The organism is Mycobacterium sp. D16Q16 (assembly GCF_002013745.1).
Classification (GTDB): Bacteria; Actinomycetota; Actinomycetes; order Mycobacteriales; family Mycobacteriaceae; genus Mycobacterium.
In genome coordinates this window covers 180,243-202,421 of the sequence record NZ_MAEY01000005.1, presented here as the reverse complement: position 1 = coordinate 202,421, position 22,179 = coordinate 180,243, and the positions used below count along the sequence as shown (strand labels likewise).

Sequence of the window (22,179 nt, the reverse complement as noted above, 5' to 3'; positions counted from 1 at the left end):
CCCGCCGGTGACCCATGCAGGCGACGTTCAGCGCCTGCGCGACCTCGCGCGTCTTCGCCGGGTACGTGACCGGATCGATCGCGAGTACGCGCAGGCGCTGAACGTCGAAGAGCTGGCCCGCGATGCGCACATGTCCTCGGGACATCTGAGCCGCCAGTTCAAGAGCGCTTATGGGGAGTCGCCGTACTCCTACCTGATGACACGGCGGATCGAGCGGGCCATGATGCTCCTGCGCCGTGCAGAGATGAGTGTTACCGAGGTCTGTTTCGCGGTGGGGTGCTCATCACTGGGCACCTTCAGCACGCGTTTCGCTGAACTGGTCGGGGTTCCGCCGAGCGTGTACCGGGACCGCACTGCAGAGCACGTCGCAGGCATCCCCTCGTGTATCGCCAAGCACGTCATCAGACCGATCAGGAATCAAGAAGCCCGCGCCCAAAGGCGCGGCTAGCGTGTCCGGCATGGACATCACGATCAATGCGAGCTTCCTGCCACACACCGATCCGGAGGCCTCTCTGGCCTTCTATCGCGACGCTCTCGGATTCGAGGTCCGCAAAGATGTCGGATATGAAGGCATGCGATGGATCACCGTCGGACCCGTGGGGCGCCCGACATGAATATCGTGTTGACGCCGCCTGCTGCCGATCCGGGCATCACGCCCGAAGAGCGCCAGACCATCGCCGAGATGATGACCAAGGGCACATACGCGAGCATCATGCTCGCCACCGATGACCTGGCCAGGCTCTTCGAGCGAGTACAGGCCACCGGCGCCGAGGTCATGCAGGAACCTACCGATCAGCCCTGGGGTTCTCGAGACTGTGCCTTCCGCGATCCCGCCGGCTGCACCGTCCGTATCCAGGAGCTTCCCTGAATGGCCAAGAGCCCCAAAGTAACCGCCAACCTTCCAGCTGACGGCCACGATGATGTCGGCCTGGGCCCGGGTGACGGGCGAGCAGCTCGCCGAGTACGTGGGTGCCTAGCGATACCGTACGTTCACGGATGGTTGACGCACCACTGCGTCTGTCGTGAAAGCCACTACGTCCGTTGTGAAAACCCGTTGTCTACGCTGTCCTGGACTCAGGAGGTTGCACATGGGAACGAAGCCCAAAGCTGTTCTCGGCGGCATCGCGTGGGCCGGGCTAGGAGCGGCGACAGGCATCGCAGGCAGCGCGAAGGCCCTGCGTAGCCCCTCGGTGGTGCGGCAGCTCAACAGTTGGGCCGCGCGCAGGTTGACCGATGAGCAGCGTGCTGATCGGCATGCAGCCATCTTGCCGACGCCCATCCCGGGGCCCAGTTTCTATGCCGACCCGGGTGACCTGAGCGACCGCGCCAACGGGGAGATCGTTCGTTCACACCGTCTGCTGCCTCGTATTCCATTGCCGGGTACCACTATTCAGCGACTTATGATCCGCTCCACGGATACGGCGGGGAATGCGGTGCCAGTGACCGCGACCTTGATCGAACCGAACCGCCCTTGGCGCGGCGCGGGCGCTCGCCCGGTGGTGGTGCGTAACCAACCGATCAACTCCCTGGGTCTCAAGGCAGCGCCCTCTTACCGGATTGAGCGAGGTCTGTACGTCGACGTGCCGCCGTTGGCGCCGCTGCTCCTGGCCCGAAACTATGCGGTGCTCATACCCGATCACGAGGGACCGCGGATGGCATACTCGGCGGGCATCATGGCCGCGCATGCGGTACTGGACTCGGTACGCGGGATGCGCAGACTATGTCCACATCTCGTGGAATCCCCGATGGTGATGGATGGGTACAGCGGCGGTGCCATCGCGACGGTGTGGGCCGCGCAGGAGCAGCCGGTCTACGCGCCGGAACTGAGGTTCAGCGGAGCGGTCGCTGGCGGGACGCCGACGGATTACGCCCTGCTGTATCGCAGTATGAACGGCGCTTTGGGATCTGGCCTATTTGCCGCGGCGACGATCGGGCAGGCGCGCGAATATCCGAGCATGGTGGAGCTCTTCGGCGATTTTGCCTTCTACATGACGACTCTCATCAAGGACCTGCCACAGCCACCGTTGGCAGCTGCCGGGGTTGCGCGCATAGATCTTGATGTATTGGCATCCGTTCCAATGCCTTTCGAGTCGGAGATCGCACAGCATGTGATCGCCGCCAACAAGCCGGGTGCCACCGCACCGACCATGCCGACCCTGCTGTACCACGGATCGCGTGACCGGTTCATGGGTGATCAGTTCGTTCCCGAGCAAGGCGTCACCGCGCTCATCGAGAGCTGGCGATCGAAGGGAGCGAGGGTGGATTACCTGCCGGTGCCCGGTGAGCATCTGATCGCGGCCGGATGGGCGATGCCCAGTGTCCTGCGCTGGATGCGCGGTGCGCTAGAGGACTAAGGGTCTTCGAATCAGGATGTGTCTCAGGGTTTTCCCGGAGGCGCAGACACCTGCGGGAAGGCTAGGCTCGCTGGCATGACGACCGTTGCGCCCGAGCACTCCGGCACTGCCCAGGACGATGTGGCCGAGACCCCGGTGCGGTGGACTGCGCTGCGAAAGCTCGTATTCCGTCTTTTGTTCACCATGGGTGGCGGCATCCTGCTGTTGTCTGTGTACGACAACCTCGGGCTGTTCAGTCTGTTCGAGCCGGTGCTGTGGCTGACGGCGCAGATCGGAAGCTTCCTCATACGCGGACGCGGTATCGAACTGACCGTGTCATCCGGAGGCGACCTGTTGTGGTTGTGGTGCTACCACCTGGGATGGGTTGTTATCGCGCTGGTGATCACCGCGATATGGACGGTCCTGGATCGCCGCCGGCCGAACTACCGGCGGCTGACGGCCTCGCTGTGGGTCTTCGCGCGATACGGTCTGGCCCTGTCGATGATCACGTACGGAATGGCCAAGACGATTCCCACGCAGATGGGATACATGACACTTCCTGATCGGCAGCTTCAATTAGTCGGTGACACAAGCCTGTTCAGCACTCTGTGGGGTTTCATGGGTGCCTCGGAGCCCTATTCAGTGGCCACGGGGCTCGTGGAATTGTTGGCAGGGCTGCTGCTGTTGTGGAATCGCACCTGGGTGCTGGGTGCGCTGGGCTCGGTCTTCGCGATGGCGCAGGTATTCCTGCTCAATATGACCTACGACGTGCCGGTCAAGCAGATATCGGGAGAGCTGTTCTTGATCGCGGTTGCTGTCACCGCGCCGCTATGGCCAAACCTCGTGCGGGTGGTCTTCAACCGCGGGACACAACCGGTGCGGCTCTGGTCGCCCCTCGGATCGCAACGGCGATGGTTACTGAGGACGGGGATCGTACTCAAATTTGGTGTGGCGGCGGTCCTGACGGTGCAGTGTGCCTTGTTGAGTGTGCTGGTGTACTCGACGTACAAGACGCCGACCTCGATGTTTGATGGTGTCTGGCGTGCAACGTCATTCACCATCGATGGGCGAGAGGCCACGATGAATCAGGTCGACCCGGCACCGTGGGCCAATGTGGCTATCACCTACCGCAACAAGGTTGAGGAGTTCGGTGTGGAGACGTTCGTTTCTCAGACACCGGACGGACGCACCTCGCGGTGGATGTTGGAGATCAGTGGTGACCGGCTGGACTTACGCAAGCGTAAATCCGATGCGCCGCAACAGGTACTTTTTGCTCACCAGTCCGGTGCGAACCAGCTGGTACTCACCGGTGAGGTGGGCGGCAAGCGGATTCAGGGCACCTATGAGCGTCGTTTCATGGACCGTAGCAAGTACGGATTCCGGTGGGTCCAGCCGGAAATGGATCCTGATTCGGTGGCCGCCGACGAGTAGCTCGTGGCGCCGCTCAGGCGTTGGGAGCTATTTCTGCACGAGCATTTCATTCCCGAATATGGTTGATATCAAGGCATTAGGCGTCTCCAAACAAGATTATTGATTGTGGCGTTCGTGGCCCGCTGACGTGATTTACTCGTCGGAATCGGGTCGCGCGCGACGAGGCGTGCCGCACGTTGGCAGTGCTTCGCACACGACCGAGCCTGGGTGCCGCCGCATTCGAAGTTCGGTTATCCGTTGTGTTCACATCCGATCTGAAGATACATGTTCGTGCAGCTGACATGCTGCCGAGCGCGGAAGACAGTCGGAGGGACTCGAGATTTTCACGATCTTGAAGCGTGTGTGGATTCCGTTGGTGCTTGTGGTGGTGGGAGTCGCGGGTGGATTCACCGTGTCGCGGTTGCACGGCGTCTTCGGTAACGAGCGTCGTCCCGCGTATGCGAGCGCCGATCGGGAAGAGAAGCGGCCCCACGACCCCAAGTACCTGATTTACGAGGTGTTCGGCCCTCCGGGCACGGTGGCGACCATTAGCTACTTCGATGCGGATGCCGAGCCACAGGTGATCAGGCAGGCCGCGTTGCCCTGGTCGGTGGAGTTCCCGATCACCGAGGCGACGGCCATGGGAAACCTCACCGCACAGGGTGACACCGACAGCATTGGATGCCGCATCCTTGTGGGCGACAAGGTCAAGGACGAGAAGATCCGATACGGCGTCAGCGCGTTGACCTTCTGCATGTTGAAGGCCGCATGAGCACTCTCAACGACCCTCCGACAGAGCCATTGCCGGTGGGGCACCGTCCGCCATTGCTGGCACGGGTGATCCGCCGGCTGTCTGTTCCGATCATCCTTGGCTGGTTGGCGGTAGCCGTCATCCTGAGCATCAGCGTTCCCTCACTTGAGCAGGTCGAGAAGGACCACGCGGTGGCGATGAATCCGGATGCGGCACCGTCATTTCAGGCAACGCAACGAATGGGCCAGCTGTTCGACGAATCGAATTCCAGCGTGGTAGCGATGATCGTTGTGGAGGGTCAGCAACCCCTCGGTGACGACACGCACCGTTACTACGACGCGTTGATTCGTCAATTGAAATCCGATACAGCCCATGTACAGCATGTGCAGGATTTCTGGGGCGATCAGATGACGCAGGCGGCTGCGCAAAGTCTCGACGGTAAGGCCACGTATGTACAAGTGGCCCTCACGGATCCCCGGGAGGGGGCCTCGGCGAATCAATCCGTCGAGGCCGTCCGGGGGATTGTGGATAGGACACCGGCGCCGCCTGGAGTCAAGGCCTACGTGACCGGGCCGGCGGCCTTCGCCGCGGACCTGGGCCCGGCCGGCAACAGGACGGTCCTCCTGGTGACAGGGCTAAGTCTCGCGGTGATCTTCACGATGCTGCTCTTGGTCTACAGATCGATCATTTCCGTCATTCTCATGCTGATTGTCGTCGGAATAGAGTTGACGGTGGCCCGAGGATTCGTGGCGTTTCTCGGCAACCTGGGGCTTATCGGTATTACCACGTTCGTGGTCAATCTGCTGGTGGCACTTGCCATCGCGGCCGGAACCGACTACGGCATCTTCTTCACTGGGCGATATCAGGAGGCACGCCAGGCCGGTGAGGATCGAGAGACGGCGTTTTACACCACCTTCCGCAGCGTGGCCAAGGTGGTGCTGGGTTCGGGTTTGACGATTGCCGGTGCGGTTCTGTGTCTGCACTTCACCCGGCTCCCCGTCTACCAGACATTGGGAGTCGCCACGGCCGTGGGCATGGTCGTCGCCGTCGCGGTAGCGATCACACTCGTTCCGGCGGTCATCGCCGTAGGTAGCCGTTTCGGGTTGTTTGAGCCCAAGCGGAAGGTCACGGTCCGCCGCTGGCGGCAGATCGGTACGGCGATCGTGCGTTGGCCGGCACCGATTCTCGTCGCGACGTGTGCGGTGGCACTGATCGGGCTGTTAACGCTGCCGGTGTACCAGCCCAGCTACAACGACCAGAAATACATCCCGCAGGATATTCCGGCCAATGTGGGCTATGCCGCCGCCTCACGACACTTCCCTCAGTCCTTGATGATGGCCCCAGATGTTCTGCTGATCGAAGCCGATCACGACATGCGCAATCCGGTCGACTTCCTGGTGCTCAACAAACTGGCGCGCGGGGTCCAAGCCGTGCCCGGCGTATCACGGGTTCAGGCGGTAACTCGGCCCGGCGGTGAGCCTTTGAAACACACGACCATTCCGTTCATGCTCAGTATGAGCAGCGCGAGTCAGTCGCATTTGATGCCGTTTCAGAAGAACCGCATGGACGATCTGCTGGTTCAGGCCGACGACATGCTCAAGACGATCGGCATCATGAAGCGGATGCAGGCGCTGACCGAGCAGATGGTGGGCACGACCCACGGCATGGTCGGCACAACGCACGAACTCGAAATAATCATGAATGAGCTTCGGGATCATGTTATGGACTTCGATGACTTCATCAGACCGATCCGAAATTACCTCTACTGGGAAAAGCACTGCTACGACATTCCGGTCTGTCAGGCCATCCGTTCTGTCTTCGACACGCTCGACGGGGTCGACGAGGTCTCAGACAAGCTCGGTGACCTCGTGGCCAATCTTGATCGGCTGGATGAGCTACTTCCGCAAATGGCACAACAGTTTCCAGTAATGATCGAGACGATGGAATCCACACGGAAAATGATGCTGTCCATGCACAGCACCATGTCCGGGATCTTCGATCAGATGGAGCAGTCGACCAATAACTCGACCGCGATGGGCAAGGCTTTCGATGCTGCGCAGAACGACGACTCGTTCTATCTCCCCCCGGAGGTCTTCGAGAACGAGGACTTCAAGCGCGTCATGAATATCTTTCTGTCCTCGGACGGGAAGGCGGCGCGGATGCTCATATCGCAGCGGGGCGATCCGGCGACGCGCGAGGGTATGTCGTTGGTCGAGCCGATCGAGACAGCGGCCGCGGAGGCACTCAAGGGCACGCCGCTACGGAATGCCAAGATCTATATGACAGGCACCGCGGCATCGGTCAAAGACGTTGTCGACGGCTCGAAGTACGATCTGTTGATCGCGGCCACCGCTGCGCTCTGTCTGATTTTCGGCATCATGCTGGTCATGACGCGGAGTTTTGTCGCCGCGCTGGTTATCGTTGGCACAGTGGCACTTTCGCTGGGTGCGGCGTTCGGCCTCTCGGTGCTCATCTGGCAGAGCATTCTCGGCATCCCCTTGAACTGGGTGGTGCTGGCGATGTCGGTGATCATCTTGTTGGCGGTGGGTTCTGACTACAACCTGTTGCTGGTGTCGCGGATGAAAGAAGAGCTGGGCGCGGGGATCAATACGGGGATCATTCGGGCGATGGGCGGGACCGGCAAGGTGGTGACCTCCGCGGGTTTGGTGTTCGCGTTCACCATGTTGTCCATGGTGGTCAGCGATCTCGTCACCATCGGGCAGCTGGGGTCGACGATCGCGATCGGCCTGTTGTTCGACACATTGGTGGTGCGTGCGTTTATGACGCCGGCGATCGCCGCATTGTTGGGGCGGTGGTTCTGGTGGCCGCAGCGGGTGCTGCAGCGCCCCGCCAGAGCACGACGCCACGCGCCCGGCTCGCGCCCGTTGGTGAGCTTCCTTCTGCAGAAGGAAGAGCGCTAACCGCGATGGATGCCTCTGTCTACTGCCTGGCGACGACCGCATGAGTATTCACCGGATGATCAACCGGCCACCATTGGTGGCCCGGCTGATCCGTCGGCTGTCGGTGCCGATCATCCTTGGCTGGCTGGCGGTCATCGCCGTCGTGACCTTTGCCGTTCCGTCACTGGAACAAGTCGGGCGGGAAAGCTCGGTGTCCCTGGTTCCCCAAGCGGCGCCGTCGTTTCAGGCGATGCAGCGCATGGGGCAGGTCTTCGGAGAATCGAACTCCGACAGCGTGGCGATGATCGTGTTGGAAGGTCAGCAACCGCTCGGTGATGACGCACACGGCTACTACGACAACTTGATTCGCCAGTTGAGGTCGGACACCGCACATGTACAGCATGTCCAGGACTATTGGGGTGACCCTCTTACCGCGACGGGTGTGCAGAGCGCCGACGGTAAGAGCGTCTACGTCCAGGTCAACCTCGCGGGTAACCAAGGCCAGGCTCTGGCGAACAAGTCCGTGGAGGCCGTCCGGGACATCGTGGAACGGTCGTCGCCCCCGCCCGGCGTACAGGCCTATGTCACGGGACCCGCGCCCTTGGTGACGGATATGAACCACGCCGGCAACACGTCCATCATCAAAATCACCGTGGTGACGCTCGTGGTGATCCTCACGATGCTGCTCTTTGTATACCGCTCGATGGTCACCGTAATCCTGCTGTTGGTCATGGTGGGCATACAGGTACAGGCGGCTCGAGGTATCGTCGCATTGCTGGGAGACCATGGGGTTATTGGACTTTCGACCTTCTCAGTGAATCTTTTGGTGTCGCTCGGCATCGCGGTGGGAACGGACTACGGCATATTCTTCATGGGCCGCTATCAGGAGGCCAGGCAGTCCGGCGAAGACCGGGAGACGGCGTTCTACACCACCTACAGCAGTGTCGCGAAGGTGGTGGTGGCATCAGGATTGACGATTGCGGGGGCGATCTTCTGCCTCAGCTTCACCCGGCTGCCTTACTTCCAGACCATGGGCATTCCCGCTGCGGTGGGTATGGCCGTCGCGGTTGCGGTGGCTGTCACGCTCGTTCCGGCCGTCATTGGTCTAGGGAGTCGCTTCGGGTTGTTCGAGCCCACACGGAAGATGATGGTCCGCCGCTGGCGGTGGGTTGGTACGGCGATCGTTCGATGGCCCGGACCAATCCTTGCCGGGGCGTGCGCGGTCGGACTTATTGGGCTGCTCGCACTTCCGGGGTATCAGACAAGCTACGACGACAGGCTGTATGTCCCCCGAGACATCCCCGCCAACCTGGGGTACGCGGCAGCTGAGCGACACTTCCCTGAGTCGCGAATGACGCCCGATGTCCTGATTCTCGAGGCTGACCACGATATGCGTAATCCGGCAGACTTCGTGGTGCTCCACAAACTTGCCAAGGGTCTCTATGCAGTTCCTGGTATTTCCATGGTGCAGAGCATTACTCGGCCAGAGGGAAGCCCTATCGAGCACACTTCCATACCGTTTCAGATCAGCCTGCAAAGCGCCGGCATGCTGCAGATCTTGCCGTTTGGAAAAGAGCGTGTGGACGACATGCTGAAACAGGCCGATGACACCACGAAGATGATCAACCAGATGCAGCACACCTACGAGCTGATGAGCAACATCTCCGACATCACCAATGAGACGGTCCTCATGAACAGGGAGCTGACGGCGACCGTCGATCGGCTACGGGACTACATCGCCAACTTCGATGACTTCTTTAAGCCCCTTCGCAACTATCTGTACTGGGAGAAGCACTGCGAGACGATCCCGATTTGCTTCGCGATCAGATCGGTGTTTCAGGCGCTCGACGGCACTGACCAGCTCAGTCTTCGGACGCACCAGATCCTCGAACGCGTGGAGCAGATGAATGGGTATCAACGGGAGTTGATCGCCCTCTTCCCGCCGATGATCGCGACCATGAAGTCAATGCGCGCCATGATGCTGACAATGCACAGCACCATGTCGGGGATCTTCTCCCTCATCGATCAAACGGCAGCGAACGCGAGCGCGATGGGAAAGATTTACGATGGCGCCCAGAACGATGACTCGTTCTACCTGCCTCCGGAGGTCTTCGAGAATGAGGACTTCAAACGTGCGATGTCCCTGTTCTTTTCGCCGAACGGGAAGGCTGTTCGGCTGATCCTGACGTATCGGGGCGATCCCGGCACGCCGGAGGGCCTGTCGAGGGTGGACGCGGTGCGGACGGCGGCGGAGGAGGCGCTCAAGGTGACGCCGCTGGAAAACGCTCAGATCCATCTCGCCGGCACCGCCGCGACCTTCAAAGACCTACGCGACGGGTCCGCTTACGATCTGTTGATAGCCGGTGTGGCGGCGCTCTGTCTGATTTTCGGCATCATGCTGATCATGACGCGAAGTTTTGTTGCCGCACTGGTTATCGTCGGCACAGTGGCACTTTCGCTGGGTGCGGCGTTCGGCTTCTCGGTGCTCATCTGGCAGAACATTCTTGGTATCGAGTTGCACTGGCTCGTGCTGGCGATGTCGGTGATTATCTTGTTGGCGGTGGGTTCTGACTACAACCTGCTGCTGGTGTCGCGGATGAAAGAAGAGCTGGGCGCGGGGATCAATACGGGGATCATTCGGGCGATGGGCGGGACCGGCAAGGTGGTGACCTCCGCGGGTTTGGTGTTCGCGTTCACCATGTTGTCCATGGTGGTCAGCGATCTGCGTGTTATCGGGCAGGTTGGCTCCACGATCGGGATCGGCCTGTTGTTCGACACGTTGATAGTGCGTGCGTTTATGACGCCGGCGATCGCCGCATTGTTGGGGCGGTGGTTCTGGTGGCCGCAGCGGGTGCTCAAACGCCGCGTCAGAGTGCAACAAGACTCTGCGGGACCCCGACCGTTGGTCATGCAAGATGCCTGACTTCGGGTGGGATTGGACCTGGCCCACTAGGGTCGGATTGATACGAAAAGTATTGGTATGGAAGGAAGTACATAGATGTTTCGTCCATCGATGACCCAACTGTCCGTCGGGTTGGGGGCACTGGCATTGTCGTTGGCCAGCGCCGCCGGGATCGCGTCCGCGGACCCAGATCTGGACTCCGCCATCAACACAACGTGCAGCTATCCGCAAGTGGTGGCGGCACTCAATGCCCAGGACCCGCAATTCGGTAAGGCATTCTCCCAGTCGCCGATACTGCAGCGCGGCCTCCGTGAATTCCTGGCGGCCGGTCCGGAGAAGCGGGCACAGACGGCCCAAGATGTAGCGAATGCTCCGGCCTTTCAGCCGTACCTCGGGGTAATGGAACAGGCTTACCGGACCTGTCACAATTTCTGACGCGGGTGGAGCGACAGCGTCTGTGATGTGCCCGCGCGGGCACGCGATGCGTCAGTGAATCTCACCGGTCAGATCGAAATCGGACAGCGTGAGTTCGGCCAGATCGTGCAAGGCCTCCTTGGTGTTCTTCCCGCCGGGTTGGTAGGCGCCGACACTGATGAAGATTCTTCCGTTGAGGCGCCCCGAGAGGATGAACATTCGACCGCCGGTTCGCTCAAGTAGCTGGCGCCTTTCGCGCTGTCCTGTCGCGCGGGCGTTCTGGAAGTCGGCGAGTGTCCCGGCGGGATACCCGATCATTGAGCTGAGATCGCCTAGATAGGAACAGAACACCGACTGGTCAGGGTCGGCGGGAAGCCTGGCGACCATCCGCTTCAGCGTCCGTTTGGGCATGAATGACGGCAGCCACAGGAGCTGCTTTGATTCGTCTGATTCCGCCTTCATCGCCGCGAGTGTCTGCTTGATGGTGGATCGAACGTCTCGCAGATCCGTTGTGAGCAAGGTGGTGTCGATGCTGACGCGTGCATAGGACAGTGCCATTGCGCGCGTGTCGTCCACGGTGCGCTCGCTCATGGGGATCTGCAGAGTGACGGTGCCGTTGTCGGCACGTCCACGCCCGATGCGCTCCCCAAAGCGGGCGGCGAAGGCCGCCGCGAGAGTGTGACTCGCTCCGGCTAGAGCCTCCGCGCGGGCATCCCAGTCTTCCAAATCGACGTAGATCGTGATGGCCGGCACAAGCACGACATCGTCGGGGACGACCTCGTGAACAGGTAACGGCGCTGGCGACGGCGCCGTCGTCCTCTTGTCGCGCGCCTGCCTTCTGGCCAGTTTTCCCGCCGCCAGGAGGGCCCGGGCGACCTGGGGTACATCCCGAGCCGTCTCTCGTGCATCCTGGCCCAGTGCGCGCAGCCGAGAGCGGGACATCGGTGGTGGATAGCCAAGATCGCGTGTCTTACCCAGGGCTGCTTCGACTATGACAAGAGCCAGCCCGAGGCCATCGATCAGATTGTGTGAGAGCACCAGACTGATCGCGGTTGTGCCGTCGTCAAGAGGAAGGACGCCGATGTGCCAACCGGGTCCCGACTCAGGGTCGATGCGCACCTGTGAACGTTCATCAACCCAGTCGCTGAACTCGGTACGCGGCCGGGCGTGTTGAGCGACGTCGATATCCGAGGAACCTGAATCCGCCACCCAGCGATGCCGGGCGATCGGCAGTACTGGGCGTTCGATGCGCCGACCCAACAAGCCCTGGCCGAGATTGTGATGGAAGCGCCGTAAAGCGTCGAGATCGACGGCGTGCCCGTACAGCCACGTAACTTGGATGATTACGTTCATGTCGGCGGCGTGATGCTCTGCCAGCAATGCCTCATCCGCCAGTGCGAGGCGGTTATCCGGCCGCGCAGCATCTTTGGCGGATCGGCGCCCGCTCAGGGACTCTCGTACCCGACGTATCTGCCCAGGCACCAGTCAGACTCCTTCGTTTCCAGCCGTGCGCTTGCGATTTTGCGCCGTGCGCGGCAACGGATTTGGGGATAAGCGTGGTCCAGTTTGCAATCGCTTGCTGCCAGGCGCCCAGTCGAGCTCTATCAACCGAATAGGTCGGGAGCCTAGTCGCTTCGCGGACAGGTTGTGGCGAAATCTCTTTCGCCGTGAGCGTCGGCGGATCTGATGGACGAGTGGACCCAGATCTCCGTCATGGTGTGTGGCGGAGTAACTGGACCGGCATTGCAGTTTTCATGCCCCGCACTGCATTTGATTTTGCGACTGGCATGTCGAGCGGTGCCGCGGTGATCCATGATGTTCTACGTGGAGAACAGAGTCCTCGATATTTCGAGTATGCCGCGGGGCGGTCCGGATGCCTCGTGGCTGGACAGACGGTTGCAGACCAGCCGCCTGGAGTACCTGGACCGCGATGACGTCGATGATCTCAAGCACAAGGTCATGTCCGCGCTTGATCGAGCCGGGCGGCGACGGTGGATCGGTGTACACGAGAAATGCGCCCGAATCGCCCTACGTGAGGTGGCAGGTGTGCGTGCGCCGAAGATCCTCGAACTTGGCGCAGGCCTTGGAGGGTTGTCACGGAAGCTACTGGAGATGCATCCCAGCGCCGAGGTGACGATCACCGACATCGATCCCGCCTTCGTGGCAGCGGCAGCCGCCAGTGACCTCGGCAGTCACCCCCGCGTAACGGTAAGACAGATGGATGCCACCGCCATCGATGTCATGGACGAGCAATACGATCTCGCGGTCTTTGCCTTGTCGCTGCATCATCTTCCGCCTGATCTTGCTGCCCAGGTGTTCGCGTCGGGTACACGAGCGGCGCGGAAGTTCCTAATCGTCGACCTGCCCAGGCCGCCGGTAGCTCTTCACATCGCGCTGTTGGCCATGGTGCTGCCACTCGTCAAGATCTCGCCCTTGCAGCACGACGGATTTATCAGTTCCCTCCGTGCCTATAGCCCGTCGGCGCTGCGGGCGCTGGCCCATCATGCCGATCCTGCGATCGCCATCGAGTTCCGGAGCCGCGGGGTACTGGGGCCAACGGTGGTGGTCGCGAGTCGCCCGTCCGTACCACCGCCGTGACCACATTGGGGAAAGCCGCTTGATGTCGTCACATGTGCTGCGGACGCATGATTCAATGTGCGACAGTCTATTACGCCTCGTAACTCGTTCTGATCGCATGCCACGGCAGGATCGGGCGGTCTACCGCTGGAGGATCTCATGATGCGGCACGACACTCCTGCGCCGCGCACGATATCGATCGCAAGGTCGTTTTCGTGACCGCGGACGGACGGTCCCGCCCGGTAGCTCTTTTTGTCATGGGTATGGCGCGGTCCGGGACATCGGCGATTACCCGGGCGCTCTCGCTATGCGGTGGTGCGCTACCTCCCGCGCTCGCGGGTGCGAACCAGGCCAATCCGCGGGGCTATTGGGAGCCACGCAAAGCCATCATCCTCAACGAGAGGATCTTGCATCGGAACGGCAGCTCCAGATTCGACACCACCTTACGTCTCCAGGAAGAGGGCGGGCTCGATGCTGGTGAGAGGACGGCGTGTATCGCCGAGATCCGCGCATATCTTGCGTCGTTGCCGCCGGCGCCGCTGCTGATCATCAAGGACCCGAGGATAAATCTTCTGTCCGACATGTGGTTTGAGGCGGCTCGGCTGGCTGGATACGACGTGGCGACAGTGGTGGCGGTGCGTCATCCGACGGAGGTCATTGCCTCGGTGGCGGCCCAGGCGGCCGCGTCGCCGGAGTTCTCGAGTGCGTTGTGGCTCAAGTTCAATCTGTTGGCTGAGGCGAACACTCGTGATGTGCCGCGCGTGTTCGTGGGGTACGCCAACCTCCTTGAGGATTGGCGCCGGGAAATGAAACGAATCTCGGTGGCGCTTGGGCTCGACCTGGACACCCGGGACGAGGCAGCGATCGAGGAGTTTCTCGAAACCGATCTTCGACGCCAGAAATATTGTGGCCCAGTGACAGAGCCCTTCGGGACGGACTGGGTGTCCGTGGTCTATCAAACGTTCTGTGCGGCCGCTGCGGACGAACCCTGGGACCCGTCGGCATTGGAACAGGTCATGGAGTCGTACCGGGTAAGCGAACGCGGCTTCCGGGCGATGCTCGAGGATTACCAGAGATTCCACAAGCTGAGTCGGCGCACCCGCCCGTCGATGATGAAGCTGATCTACGAGGTCATGGCGACTGCTCATGGGAGACGCGGGACATGGGCATGACATGGGTCTCCCGCTGGTCACCTCACCGCTTTAGGCAATGCCGTTGACTACCTGAATGATTCCAGCGACTGAGAATATGGTGATGAGCACCTGGCGGCGGTGGGCTAGTGCCCAATCATGCATTGGCCGCAGTACCGCAAGGGTTTTCGCGGGCGCGACCAGATAGCTGACGAGGGTGATCTCAACCACCGTGAACATTCCAAAGACGAACAGGACGACGGCGATGACCTGGGTTCCGATCGGGGAACCCGAGGTCACGACGGGGGTGAGCACGAAGACCACCAGCATGGGGGGCGGTAGTCCGGCTAGGCCGAACACAAAGGCGACCCATAACGCCCCGTCTTCCCAGGCTTTTTGGAGTCGGCGGAGCAACCGCCGGAACATGGAATCTCCCGCCGCATCCTCGTCCTGAAGGGTGCCAAACGGGGATGTGATGGGGCTTGGGGTATGTGTGTCATCTGTGCGGGCCGAGGGGTCGCCCGCCGATACCCGCACACGTATTCGCTGACGGACCGAGCGTGCTGCCATGAGCGTTGCGATGGACAGCATGAGAACGCCCATACTGAGATTGACCAACCGGGTGGTGATGCTGTTACCCGGCGTGGCCATATCTTCCACGAAGGTGCGAACTGATGGTGCTATGTGCAGCACCATCAGCGGTATCAGCAGGCCCGCAAGACTCACGATCATGCTGCCAATCCAGTAGGCGGCCAGATTCTGGACCGGTTGAGGCCGCGAGATCATCAGGACGATGATGGCGAGCAATACCGGATTGACCGCGAACATGAGCGCCATCGCGAGCAGTAGACCCCACACGGCCCGGAACACTACCCAGGCCGACGCGCTTTCTTCGGCGAATGGCGAACCAAAGCAATCAGCAACCCCGTTATCGAATCTGACGAACCGTTGTGCCCGAATGGGTTTCGCGTGGGCACCTGGATCTGAACTCTCAGATGCCGCTCAGGCCGTGGATCAAAAGTGATATCCCAGCCACTATGCACATGGCTATCAGAATCTTTCGCCGATGAGTCAGTGCCCAGTCATGCAACAGTTGCACGACCGCTTGGGTTTTCGTGGGCGCGGCCAGGTAGCTGATCAGCGTCAGTTCGACGATCGCCAGGACGCCGATGATAAAGACGACTGCGACAGTGATCTGCGTCCCGAGCGCAGCGCCTGAGGTCACCAGGATGGCTATGAGGAACAGGCCCGCGTCTGGTTCGATTCCGCCGAGTAGCAGGCCGATCAGGAACGCGACCCATAACGATCCGTTTTCCCATGCACTGCCGGCCTTGCGCAGCAGTCGCCGGAGCCGCGACCCGCCATCGGTCGAGGTGTCTTCGGTGCGGCCCAGAAGGCGCGAGATGGGGTTCTGTGTTGGCGGATTCGGGTCTGGGGCCAGAACGTCTTCGCCCGCGTACAGCAGCTGACGCTGACGCAACCGCGGCCACAGTGCTATTAGCGCGGCAACCGACAGCGCGAGCGCACCCATGCCTAGTTGAACGTGCCGAATGGCGGGGCTGACCGCCACGCTCTGTGCGAATGATCTGAACATCGGCGTGACGTGCAGCAGTGTCAGTGGCGCCACCACGGCGGGGATGCAACCGATGAGGCAGCCCGCCCAGTAAACGAGGAGATTTTGCACGGGCTGTGGCCGAGAGATCACGAGCAGGGTGATGCCCAGGCGGATCGGATTCAGGGCGACCAGTACGACGAGCGCTAGCACCGATCCCCACACGTACGAAGACACTACGCGGTAGGTTCGTGCTCTGGGGTTCCTTTGAAAGTTGTTCTGTGGCGGGCTGTCACAGGTCCTTGGCACGCGGTGCGCGCTCTCCGGACTCACACCCTCGTGGAGGAGATTTGAATGACGGTGGTTACCAGTGCGTGCCGACTGTGCGACTCGCCCGGCCCTCATCGAACGCTTGAGGTTCGCGAGATGATGTTCGGCACCCGCGAGGTGTTCGAATACTTCAGCTGCGCCGAGTGTGACACGTTACAGATCGTCAATGCACTTGAGGGTGACGAGCTCATGCGGCATTACCCCGCGGCCTACTATTCACACAACGGCTCGGCCCAGCCGAAGGCCTTTCAATGGCTGGTCGCGCAGCGAGACCTATTCACATTGCGAAGCGGGGGAAGGATTTTTGGGTCGGCCATGGCCTCGCCTGTACCGGAGGGCATCTTCCGGGTGCTGCTCGGGGGAGATGCCGTCAAGATGCTCGCGGGGCTTGGAATTGAACGCGATGCGCGGATCTTGGATGTCGGATGTGGAAGCGGTGCGTTGCTGGACCGGCTCGCGAGAGTGGGGTTCGTCAGCTTGCTCGGGGCCGACCCCTTTATCGCAGGGGATAGCGAGTCGCGCGAACGTATACCGCTGCTGCAGCGCTATTTGAGCGATGTACCAGGTGAATTCGATCTCATCATGTTCAATCACTCGCTCGAACACATGCCAGATCCGGTGGCTACGCTCGAGGTGGCGTCCAGAAAGTTGGCCGACGGCGGCATGTGCCTGGCCCGGGTGCCGACAACGTCATCAGAAGCCTGGGCCATCTACGGAGCCGATTGGGTGCAGGCCGACGCGCCTCGGCACATGGTCATACCGTCACGACGGGGAATGACTCTGGCCGCAGAGCGTGCGGGATTGCGGGTCGCGCAGACATTTGATGATTCAACTTTTGGTCAGTTCACGGGAAGTGAGGCCTATCGGGCTGATGTTCCGGTGACCGACCCCAAAATCCTTCGGATGTTCCGTCCCAAGCAGATCTGGGGGTGGGAGAAGCGGGCCAGACAGCTCAATCAGCAGAACCGTGGTGACCAGACCGGTTTTGTGCTGCGGGTCAAGTAGCGCCAAATCTGTACTCCCCGTCTAGGGATGCTGGTGTATTCCCAAATCTCTTGAATTTAAAGTCAATAACGCGTGTACCGGGATATGCTGCCGGTCGGTTGAGCCGTGGCGAGGCTCCCGCTTTCATTCCGCAGGAACACTGGAAGTGAAGGGCTCTGCGATGAAATTCGTACTGTCATTCTATGGAACACGTGGTGACGTCGAGCCTGGCATCGCCGTTGGCCGTGAGTTGTTGCGCCGCGGGCACGACGTACGCATGGTCGTCCCACCTGACCTCGTTGACTTCACTGAGGCGGCCGGACTATCCGCGGTCGCCTGTGGACCGGACGTGCGGGTGTGGCAGGACGTGAACCGTGACTTCTGGGCGCGATTCTTGCGGAACTTCTGGAAGAACTTCTGGAGAGTCCGGGACCTTCGGGAGCTGCTGCGTGAAGATTGGCGGTTCCTGGTTCAGTGCTGGGAGGACGTCAGTACGACGCTGAGATCGCAAGCGGCTGACGCCGACCTGCTGTTCACCGGCGTCCTCGGTGAGGAGTCGGCCGGTAACGTCGCGGAGTTCTACTCCCTGCCGTTCGCCACGCTGCACGTGTTTCCGATTCGCGCCAACGGTCAGCTTGTTCCGGGAATGCCTGCCCGGCTGGGCCGGTCCATCATGAGGTTGTCGGAGTGGCTGGGGTGGCCGATGTTTAAAAGGCTAGAGGATCCGCAGCGTCGTGAGCTGGGCCTGCCTAAGGCCACCGGTCCCTCGCCCTGGCGGATCGCAGAGCGCGGGTCGTTGGAGATCCAGGCCTATGACGAGGTGTGTATGCCCGGATTGGCGACGGAATGGGCGGAATACGATGGTCGGCGGCCCTTCGTGGGCGCACTGACACTCGATCTACCAACAGATTCCGACGACGAAGTGGCCTCGTGGATTGCCGGGGGAGAACCGCCGATTTGTTTCGGCTTCGGCAGCATGCCCGTCGAGTCAGCCGCCGAGACGCTAGCCATGATCAGCGGGGCATGCGATCAGTTGGGAGAGAGGGCGTTGGTGTGCGCCGGGGGAAGTGATTTCAGCCATGTCCCACTTTTCGAGAATGTCAAAGTGGTTGGCGTGATGAACTATTCTGCCGCCTTTCCGGCGTGCCGCGCGGTGGTGCACCACGGCGGTGCGGGCACCACCGCGGCGAGTCTGCGGGCGGGAGTACCCACGCTGGTGCTGTCGACGGACCTCGACCAGACATTGTGGGGAGCGCGCGTCAAGCGGCTGAAAGTGGGTACCGCGCGGCGTTTCTCGGCGACGACCGAGAAGACACTAGTCGCGGACCTGCGCACCATCCTCGACGCGCAGTACGTCACGCGTGCCCGTGAGGTTGCCACCCGAATGACCAAAGCCGCTGAGAGCCCGGTGACCGCCGCCGATCTGCTGGAAGAGTTCGTTCGGCTCAAGCGGGCCGGCTGAACCCGCGATGAAGTTCGTGTTGGCGAGCTATGGCACGCGCGGTGACATCGAGCCGTGTGTCGCGGTCGGCCGCGAGCTGCTACGTCGGGGGCACGAGGTGCAGATGGCCGTTCCGCCCGACCTTATTGCGTTCGTCGAGGCGGCCGGACCTATCGCGGTCCCGTACGGGCCGGATCTGCAGGCAGTTCTCGACGCGCACCGCGATTTCTGGACGCACTTCTTTCGCAACTTCTGGAAGATCCGGGATTTGATCAGGATGCGGCGCGACGTGGTGGAGCCGTTTCTCCAATGTTGGAAGGACATCGTCGCCACCCTGACATCGTTGGCTGAAGGGGCCGACCTGCTCTTCACCGGTGTGAATTTCGAGGACGCCGCGGGCAATGTCGCGGAGTACTACGACATTCCGCTGGCCACGCTGCACTTCTTTCCCTTGCGGGCCAACGGCCACTTCCTGCCGTTTCTGCCCGCGCCAGTGAGCCGATCGACAATGAAGGCTGGCGAGTGGCTCGCCTGGCGGAATGCGAGGAAGGTTGAGGGTGTCCAGCGCGGTGAGCTGGCGCTGCCGAAGGCCGCCGCACCCTCACCGTGGCGAATCACCGATCGCGGTTCGCTGGAGATTCAGGCCTATGACGAGGTCTGCTTTCGCGGCCTGGCCGCCGAATGGGCGGAGCATGAGGGCCGTCGCCCGTTCGTGGGTGCGCTGACACTTGATCTGCCGACGGAGTTTGATGACGAAGTGGCGGCGTGGATTGCTTCCGGTGCGCCGCCGGTTTTCTTCGGCTTTGGCAGTCTGCCGGTCGAATCTGCCGCCAAGACACTTGCCATGATCGGTTCGGCGTGTGACCAATTGGGCGAGCGGGCGCTGGTATGTTCGGCCGGATCCGACTTCAGCGATTTCCCTCCCGCTGAGAACGTCAAAGTGGTTGGTGCGATGCGCTATTCCGTTGCCTTCCCGGCCTGTCGTGCGGTGGTGCACCACGGTGGCACGGGCACCACCGCCGCGGGCCTGCGGGCGGGCGTTCCCACCTTGATACTTTCGACGGACCTCGATCAGACACTGTGGGGATCGCGGGTCAAACGATTGAAAGTGGGGACCGCCCGGCGGCTCTCGGCCACGACGAAGAAGACCTTGGTGGCTGACCTACGCACCATCCTCGAACCGGACTGTGTGGCTCGTGCCCGCGAGCTCGCTGCTCGAATGACCAGGCCCGCCGACAGCGTTGTGATCACGGCAGATCTCGTGGAGAGTCTGGCGGCAGCTAGAGCTGCGAGTCGCTGGACTGCGTAATGGCATGAGAACCGGCGGGACATGCCGGTGCCGCTGCGGGCTCGCGATCCCTGATCGCTTGAACACGGATAAGCCCACCACGATGTGGCACGAAAGTGACGTGCTTCGCCTGCTGCTTCTCATCGGGAGCCTCGGTGGTGCACAAGTCAACCCGGCGCAGGATCTCACGCAGGACAACCCGAATTTCGACCATCGCGAAGGTGGCCCCAAGACAGCGGCGGTTGCCTCCACCGAACGGCAGCCAGGTGGTCGGGCTCAGCGCGGTGCCGAGCATCCGATCCGGGTCGAATCGGTCTGGATCCGGGTACACGTCGGCGCTCGCATGAACAAGTCCGATCGCCGGATCGACCATGATGCCGGCCGGTAGCCGATAGCCGCCGACCTCGACCGGTTCCTTGAGCACCCTGCCCGAACTGAAGATCACCGGCCGGATGCGCAACGTCTCTTTCGTCACCGCGTCGAGGTATTCGTCGCCCGACGGATCACCCGCGGCGCTGGCATCGGCGGCCCGCACGGCCTTCGCCAGTGCGGTGGGGTGGCGGGTCAGTCGTTCCAGCACCCAGGACAGCGCCGTCGCAGTGGTCTCGTGTCCGGCCGCGATGGACGTCAGGAGGTGATCACGCAGTTCTTGGTCGGACATGGTGCGGCCGTTGTCGTCGGTGGCGCCTACCAGCATGGCCAACACATCGGTGCGCTCAGCCAGGTTGGGATCGGCACGGCGTTCGGCGATCTCCGCGTAGAGCAAGGCATCGGTCTCTGCCATTCGCCTGCCGACCCCCCGCCAGGGGAAGTAGCGCCGCAGGCCCGGATTGGTAATCGCCGGTGTTTCCCACGGCTTCATGTAGAGCAGACGCGGCACGACCTTGCGGAGTGCGGCCAGCCGCGTCGGGTCGGTGGCGCCGATAACTGTTCGCAGGATCACCTCGAGTGTGATGTCGGTGGTCTTCGGAGCAACGGAGAAGTCTTCACCGACCGGCCATTTGGTTATGTTTGCGGCAGCGATCGCGGCCATCTGCGCGGCCTGGCGCGCGACGGCGTCGCGATGAAACGCCGGCATGAGCAGGCGACGCTGGTCGTGGTGGGCGTCCTCGTCGAGTACGAACAGGGAGCTATCACCGAGGAGGCCCCGAAAGAACCAGTGTGCCTCGCCGGAATGAAAGACCCGCGGGTCGCCGGCGTACACCGTCTTGATATCGGCGGGATTTGCGAGGTATACCACCTTGCCCGACAAGGGAATACGCAGCGTGAAGACGTTGCCATAGCGGCGCTGGCATCCGGCCAGGAAGCGCAGGCCATAGGCGGCCATCAATACGGACTGCACCACCAGGGGGAGCGGAGGCCCGGGCGGCAGTGCGGTTTTCGCAGTTTTGCTCACTTTGCGTGATCCTAAGTACTAGACGGTATGACAGCTCACATGCCGGCGGCCTCGGCAGCGGCTGGCGCGAGTTTGCCTGTCGCGGAAACTGACTCAGTCCGGGGCGCAACGGTGCCCACCAACGGTACGAGTGTTGAGTCGGGTGCGCAGGCACTTTCGGAGGTTGGGCATGTCGACGGGGGGTATCAGGCCGATCGCCGAGGGCGCTTCTGCGGGACAAATCTGGTCACGTGCGGTACCTCGTCGAGTGCCGCACGATACGTGCCGCGGGGCTTACAGCAAATCATGAGACAACAGGAACCTTCTGTGTCGTAGCGGTGGCGGCGAGCTGATCATGACCGGTTTGGTAACGAATAGCAGCCAATTCGCACCTCCTGGGCCAATCGTGTCGGGCAATGACGACCGGCCATTCAGGTTTCTAACTGGCCAGTAGCAAGTATTGGCGATTTCTCTAAAAACACGCACCGGCGGCGCTTTCTCCGTTATTTTTAGAACAGGTTCCACTTATCGCGTGTGGATGGTGTCGGGAGAAGTGTTGAGTATCAACCCATTTGATGATGACAAGGGCAGCTTTTTGGTTCTGGTCAACGACGAAGAACAGCACAGTCTGTGGCCGGCCTTTGTCGATGTTCCAGCGGGATGGCGAGTGGTTTTCGGTGCGGCGGATCGTGCTGCCTGCTTGGACAACATAGAGCAGAACTGGCCCGACATTAGGCCAAAAAGCCTGCGCGAGAGGGTGGCACAGGGTCGGACTGTTGATCATTAAGCAGT

Annotated in this window: 17 protein-coding genes and 1 pseudogene; 14 read left to right on the top strand and 4 right to left on the bottom strand. The window is 61.5% G+C overall.

Annotated features, from left to right (window positions below; genetic code table 11):
- Window positions 1–7 precede the first annotated feature (7 nt).
- The 8 genes and pseudogenes from B4394_RS08210 (at window position 8) to B4394_RS08175 (ending at window position 10,731) form a co-directional block, all read left to right on the top strand.
- Complete coding sequence (locus B4394_RS08210; protein ID WP_078314703.1) at window positions 8–448, top strand: helix-turn-helix transcriptional regulator; 441 nt, start codon at window positions 8–10, stop codon at window positions 446–448.
- 10 nt (window positions 449–458) lie between these two features.
- Window positions 459–868: pseudogene (locus tag B4394_RS08205) on the top strand (VOC family protein).
- A 220-nt stretch (window positions 869–1,088) separates the two neighbouring features.
- On the top strand, window positions 1,089–2,354 hold the full coding sequence (locus tag B4394_RS08200) for a lipase family protein (RefSeq protein WP_078314702.1): 1,266 nt from the start codon (window positions 1,089–1,091) through the stop codon (window positions 2,352–2,354).
- A 75-nt stretch (window positions 2,355–2,429) separates the two neighbouring features.
- Complete coding sequence (locus B4394_RS08195; RefSeq protein ID WP_078314701.1) at window positions 2,430–3,764, top strand: hypothetical protein; 1,335 nt, start codon at window positions 2,430–2,432, stop codon at window positions 3,762–3,764.
- 340 nt (window positions 3,765–4,104) lie between these two features.
- Window positions 4,105–4,515: an MmpS family transport accessory protein gene (locus tag B4394_RS08190; protein ID WP_078312115.1), complete on the top strand. Its 411-nt coding sequence runs from the start codon at window positions 4,105–4,107 to the stop codon at window positions 4,513–4,515.
- Window positions 4,512–7,415, top strand: coding sequence for an MMPL/RND family transporter (locus B4394_RS08185; protein ID WP_078314700.1), 2,904 nt, complete (start codon window positions 4,512–4,514; stop codon window positions 7,413–7,415). Before B4394_RS08190 ends, B4394_RS08185 begins: the two co-directional genes overlap by 4 nt.
- A gap of 40 nt (window positions 7,416–7,455) precedes the next feature.
- Window positions 7,456–10,317: an MMPL/RND family transporter gene (locus B4394_RS08180; protein WP_078312117.1), complete on the top strand. Its 2,862-nt coding sequence runs from the start codon at window positions 7,456–7,458 to the stop codon at window positions 10,315–10,317.
- Window positions 10,318–10,392: 75 nt separating this feature from the next.
- Window positions 10,393–10,731, top strand: a complete 339-nt coding sequence (locus B4394_RS08175) for a hemophore-related protein (RefSeq protein ID WP_078312118.1) — start codon at window positions 10,393–10,395, stop codon at window positions 10,729–10,731.
- 51 nt (window positions 10,732–10,782) lie between these two features.
- Here B4394_RS08175 and B4394_RS08170 read toward each other — a convergent pair whose 3' ends face one another.
- Window positions 10,783–12,192 (bottom strand): hypothetical protein, encoded by a 1,410-nt coding sequence (locus tag B4394_RS08170; protein ID WP_078314699.1) that lies wholly within the window; start codon window positions 12,190–12,192, stop codon window positions 10,783–10,785.
- A gap of 333 nt (window positions 12,193–12,525) precedes the next feature.
- Here B4394_RS08170 and B4394_RS08165 point away from each other — a divergent pair, with 333 nt between their 5' ends.
- The gene (locus B4394_RS08165) at window positions 12,526–13,308 is read left to right on the top strand and encodes a methyltransferase domain-containing protein (RefSeq protein ID WP_078314764.1); all 783 of its coding nucleotides are present in this window, start codon (window positions 12,526–12,528) and stop codon (window positions 13,306–13,308) included.
- Window positions 13,309–13,544: 236 nt separating this feature from the next.
- Window positions 13,545–14,459, top strand: coding sequence for a sulfotransferase family protein (locus tag B4394_RS08160; RefSeq protein ID WP_286141996.1), 915 nt, complete (start codon window positions 13,545–13,547; stop codon window positions 14,457–14,459).
- Between the two features lie 30 nt (window positions 14,460–14,489).
- On the opposite strand, the gene B4394_RS08155 is transcribed toward B4394_RS08160, so the two are convergent.
- Window positions 14,490–15,275 (bottom strand): GAP family protein, encoded by a 786-nt coding sequence (locus B4394_RS08155; protein ID WP_078314763.1) that lies wholly within the window; start codon window positions 15,273–15,275, stop codon window positions 14,490–14,492.
- Between the two features lie 133 nt (window positions 15,276–15,408).
- Window positions 15,409–16,194, bottom strand: a complete 786-nt coding sequence (locus tag B4394_RS08150; protein ID WP_078314762.1) for a GAP family protein — start codon at window positions 16,192–16,194, stop codon at window positions 15,409–15,411.
- Between the two features lie 129 nt (window positions 16,195–16,323).
- Here B4394_RS08150 and B4394_RS08145 point away from each other — a divergent pair, with 129 nt between their 5' ends.
- The 3 genes from B4394_RS08145 to B4394_RS08135 all read left to right on the top strand — a co-directional run bounded on the left by B4394_RS08145 (window position 16,324) and on the right by B4394_RS08135 (window position 20,033).
- Window positions 16,324–17,304, top strand: a complete 981-nt coding sequence (locus B4394_RS08145) for a class I SAM-dependent methyltransferase (RefSeq protein ID WP_078314697.1) — start codon at window positions 16,324–16,326, stop codon at window positions 17,302–17,304.
- Between the two features lie 160 nt (window positions 17,305–17,464).
- The gene (locus tag B4394_RS08140) at window positions 17,465–18,745 is read left to right on the top strand and encodes a glycosyltransferase (protein ID WP_078314696.1); all 1,281 of its coding nucleotides are present in this window, start codon (window positions 17,465–17,467) and stop codon (window positions 18,743–18,745) included.
- Between the two features lie 7 nt (window positions 18,746–18,752).
- Window positions 18,753–20,033, top strand: a complete 1,281-nt coding sequence (locus B4394_RS08135; protein ID WP_078314695.1) for a glycosyltransferase — start codon at window positions 18,753–18,755, stop codon at window positions 20,031–20,033.
- Here B4394_RS08135 and B4394_RS08130 read toward each other — a convergent pair.
- Window positions 20,005–21,408: a cytochrome P450 gene (locus B4394_RS08130; protein ID WP_078314694.1), complete on the bottom strand. Its 1,404-nt coding sequence runs from the start codon at window positions 21,406–21,408 to the stop codon at window positions 20,005–20,007. The genes B4394_RS08135 and B4394_RS08130 overlap by 29 nt on opposite strands.
- 535 nt (window positions 21,409–21,943) lie before the next feature.
- Here B4394_RS08130 and B4394_RS08125 point away from each other — a divergent pair.
- A complete protein-coding gene (locus B4394_RS08125) occupies window positions 21,944–22,174 on the top strand; it encodes an MbtH family protein (RefSeq protein ID WP_078312237.1) in 231 nt (76 codons plus the stop codon).
- Window positions 22,175–22,179: the final 5 nt, after the last annotated feature.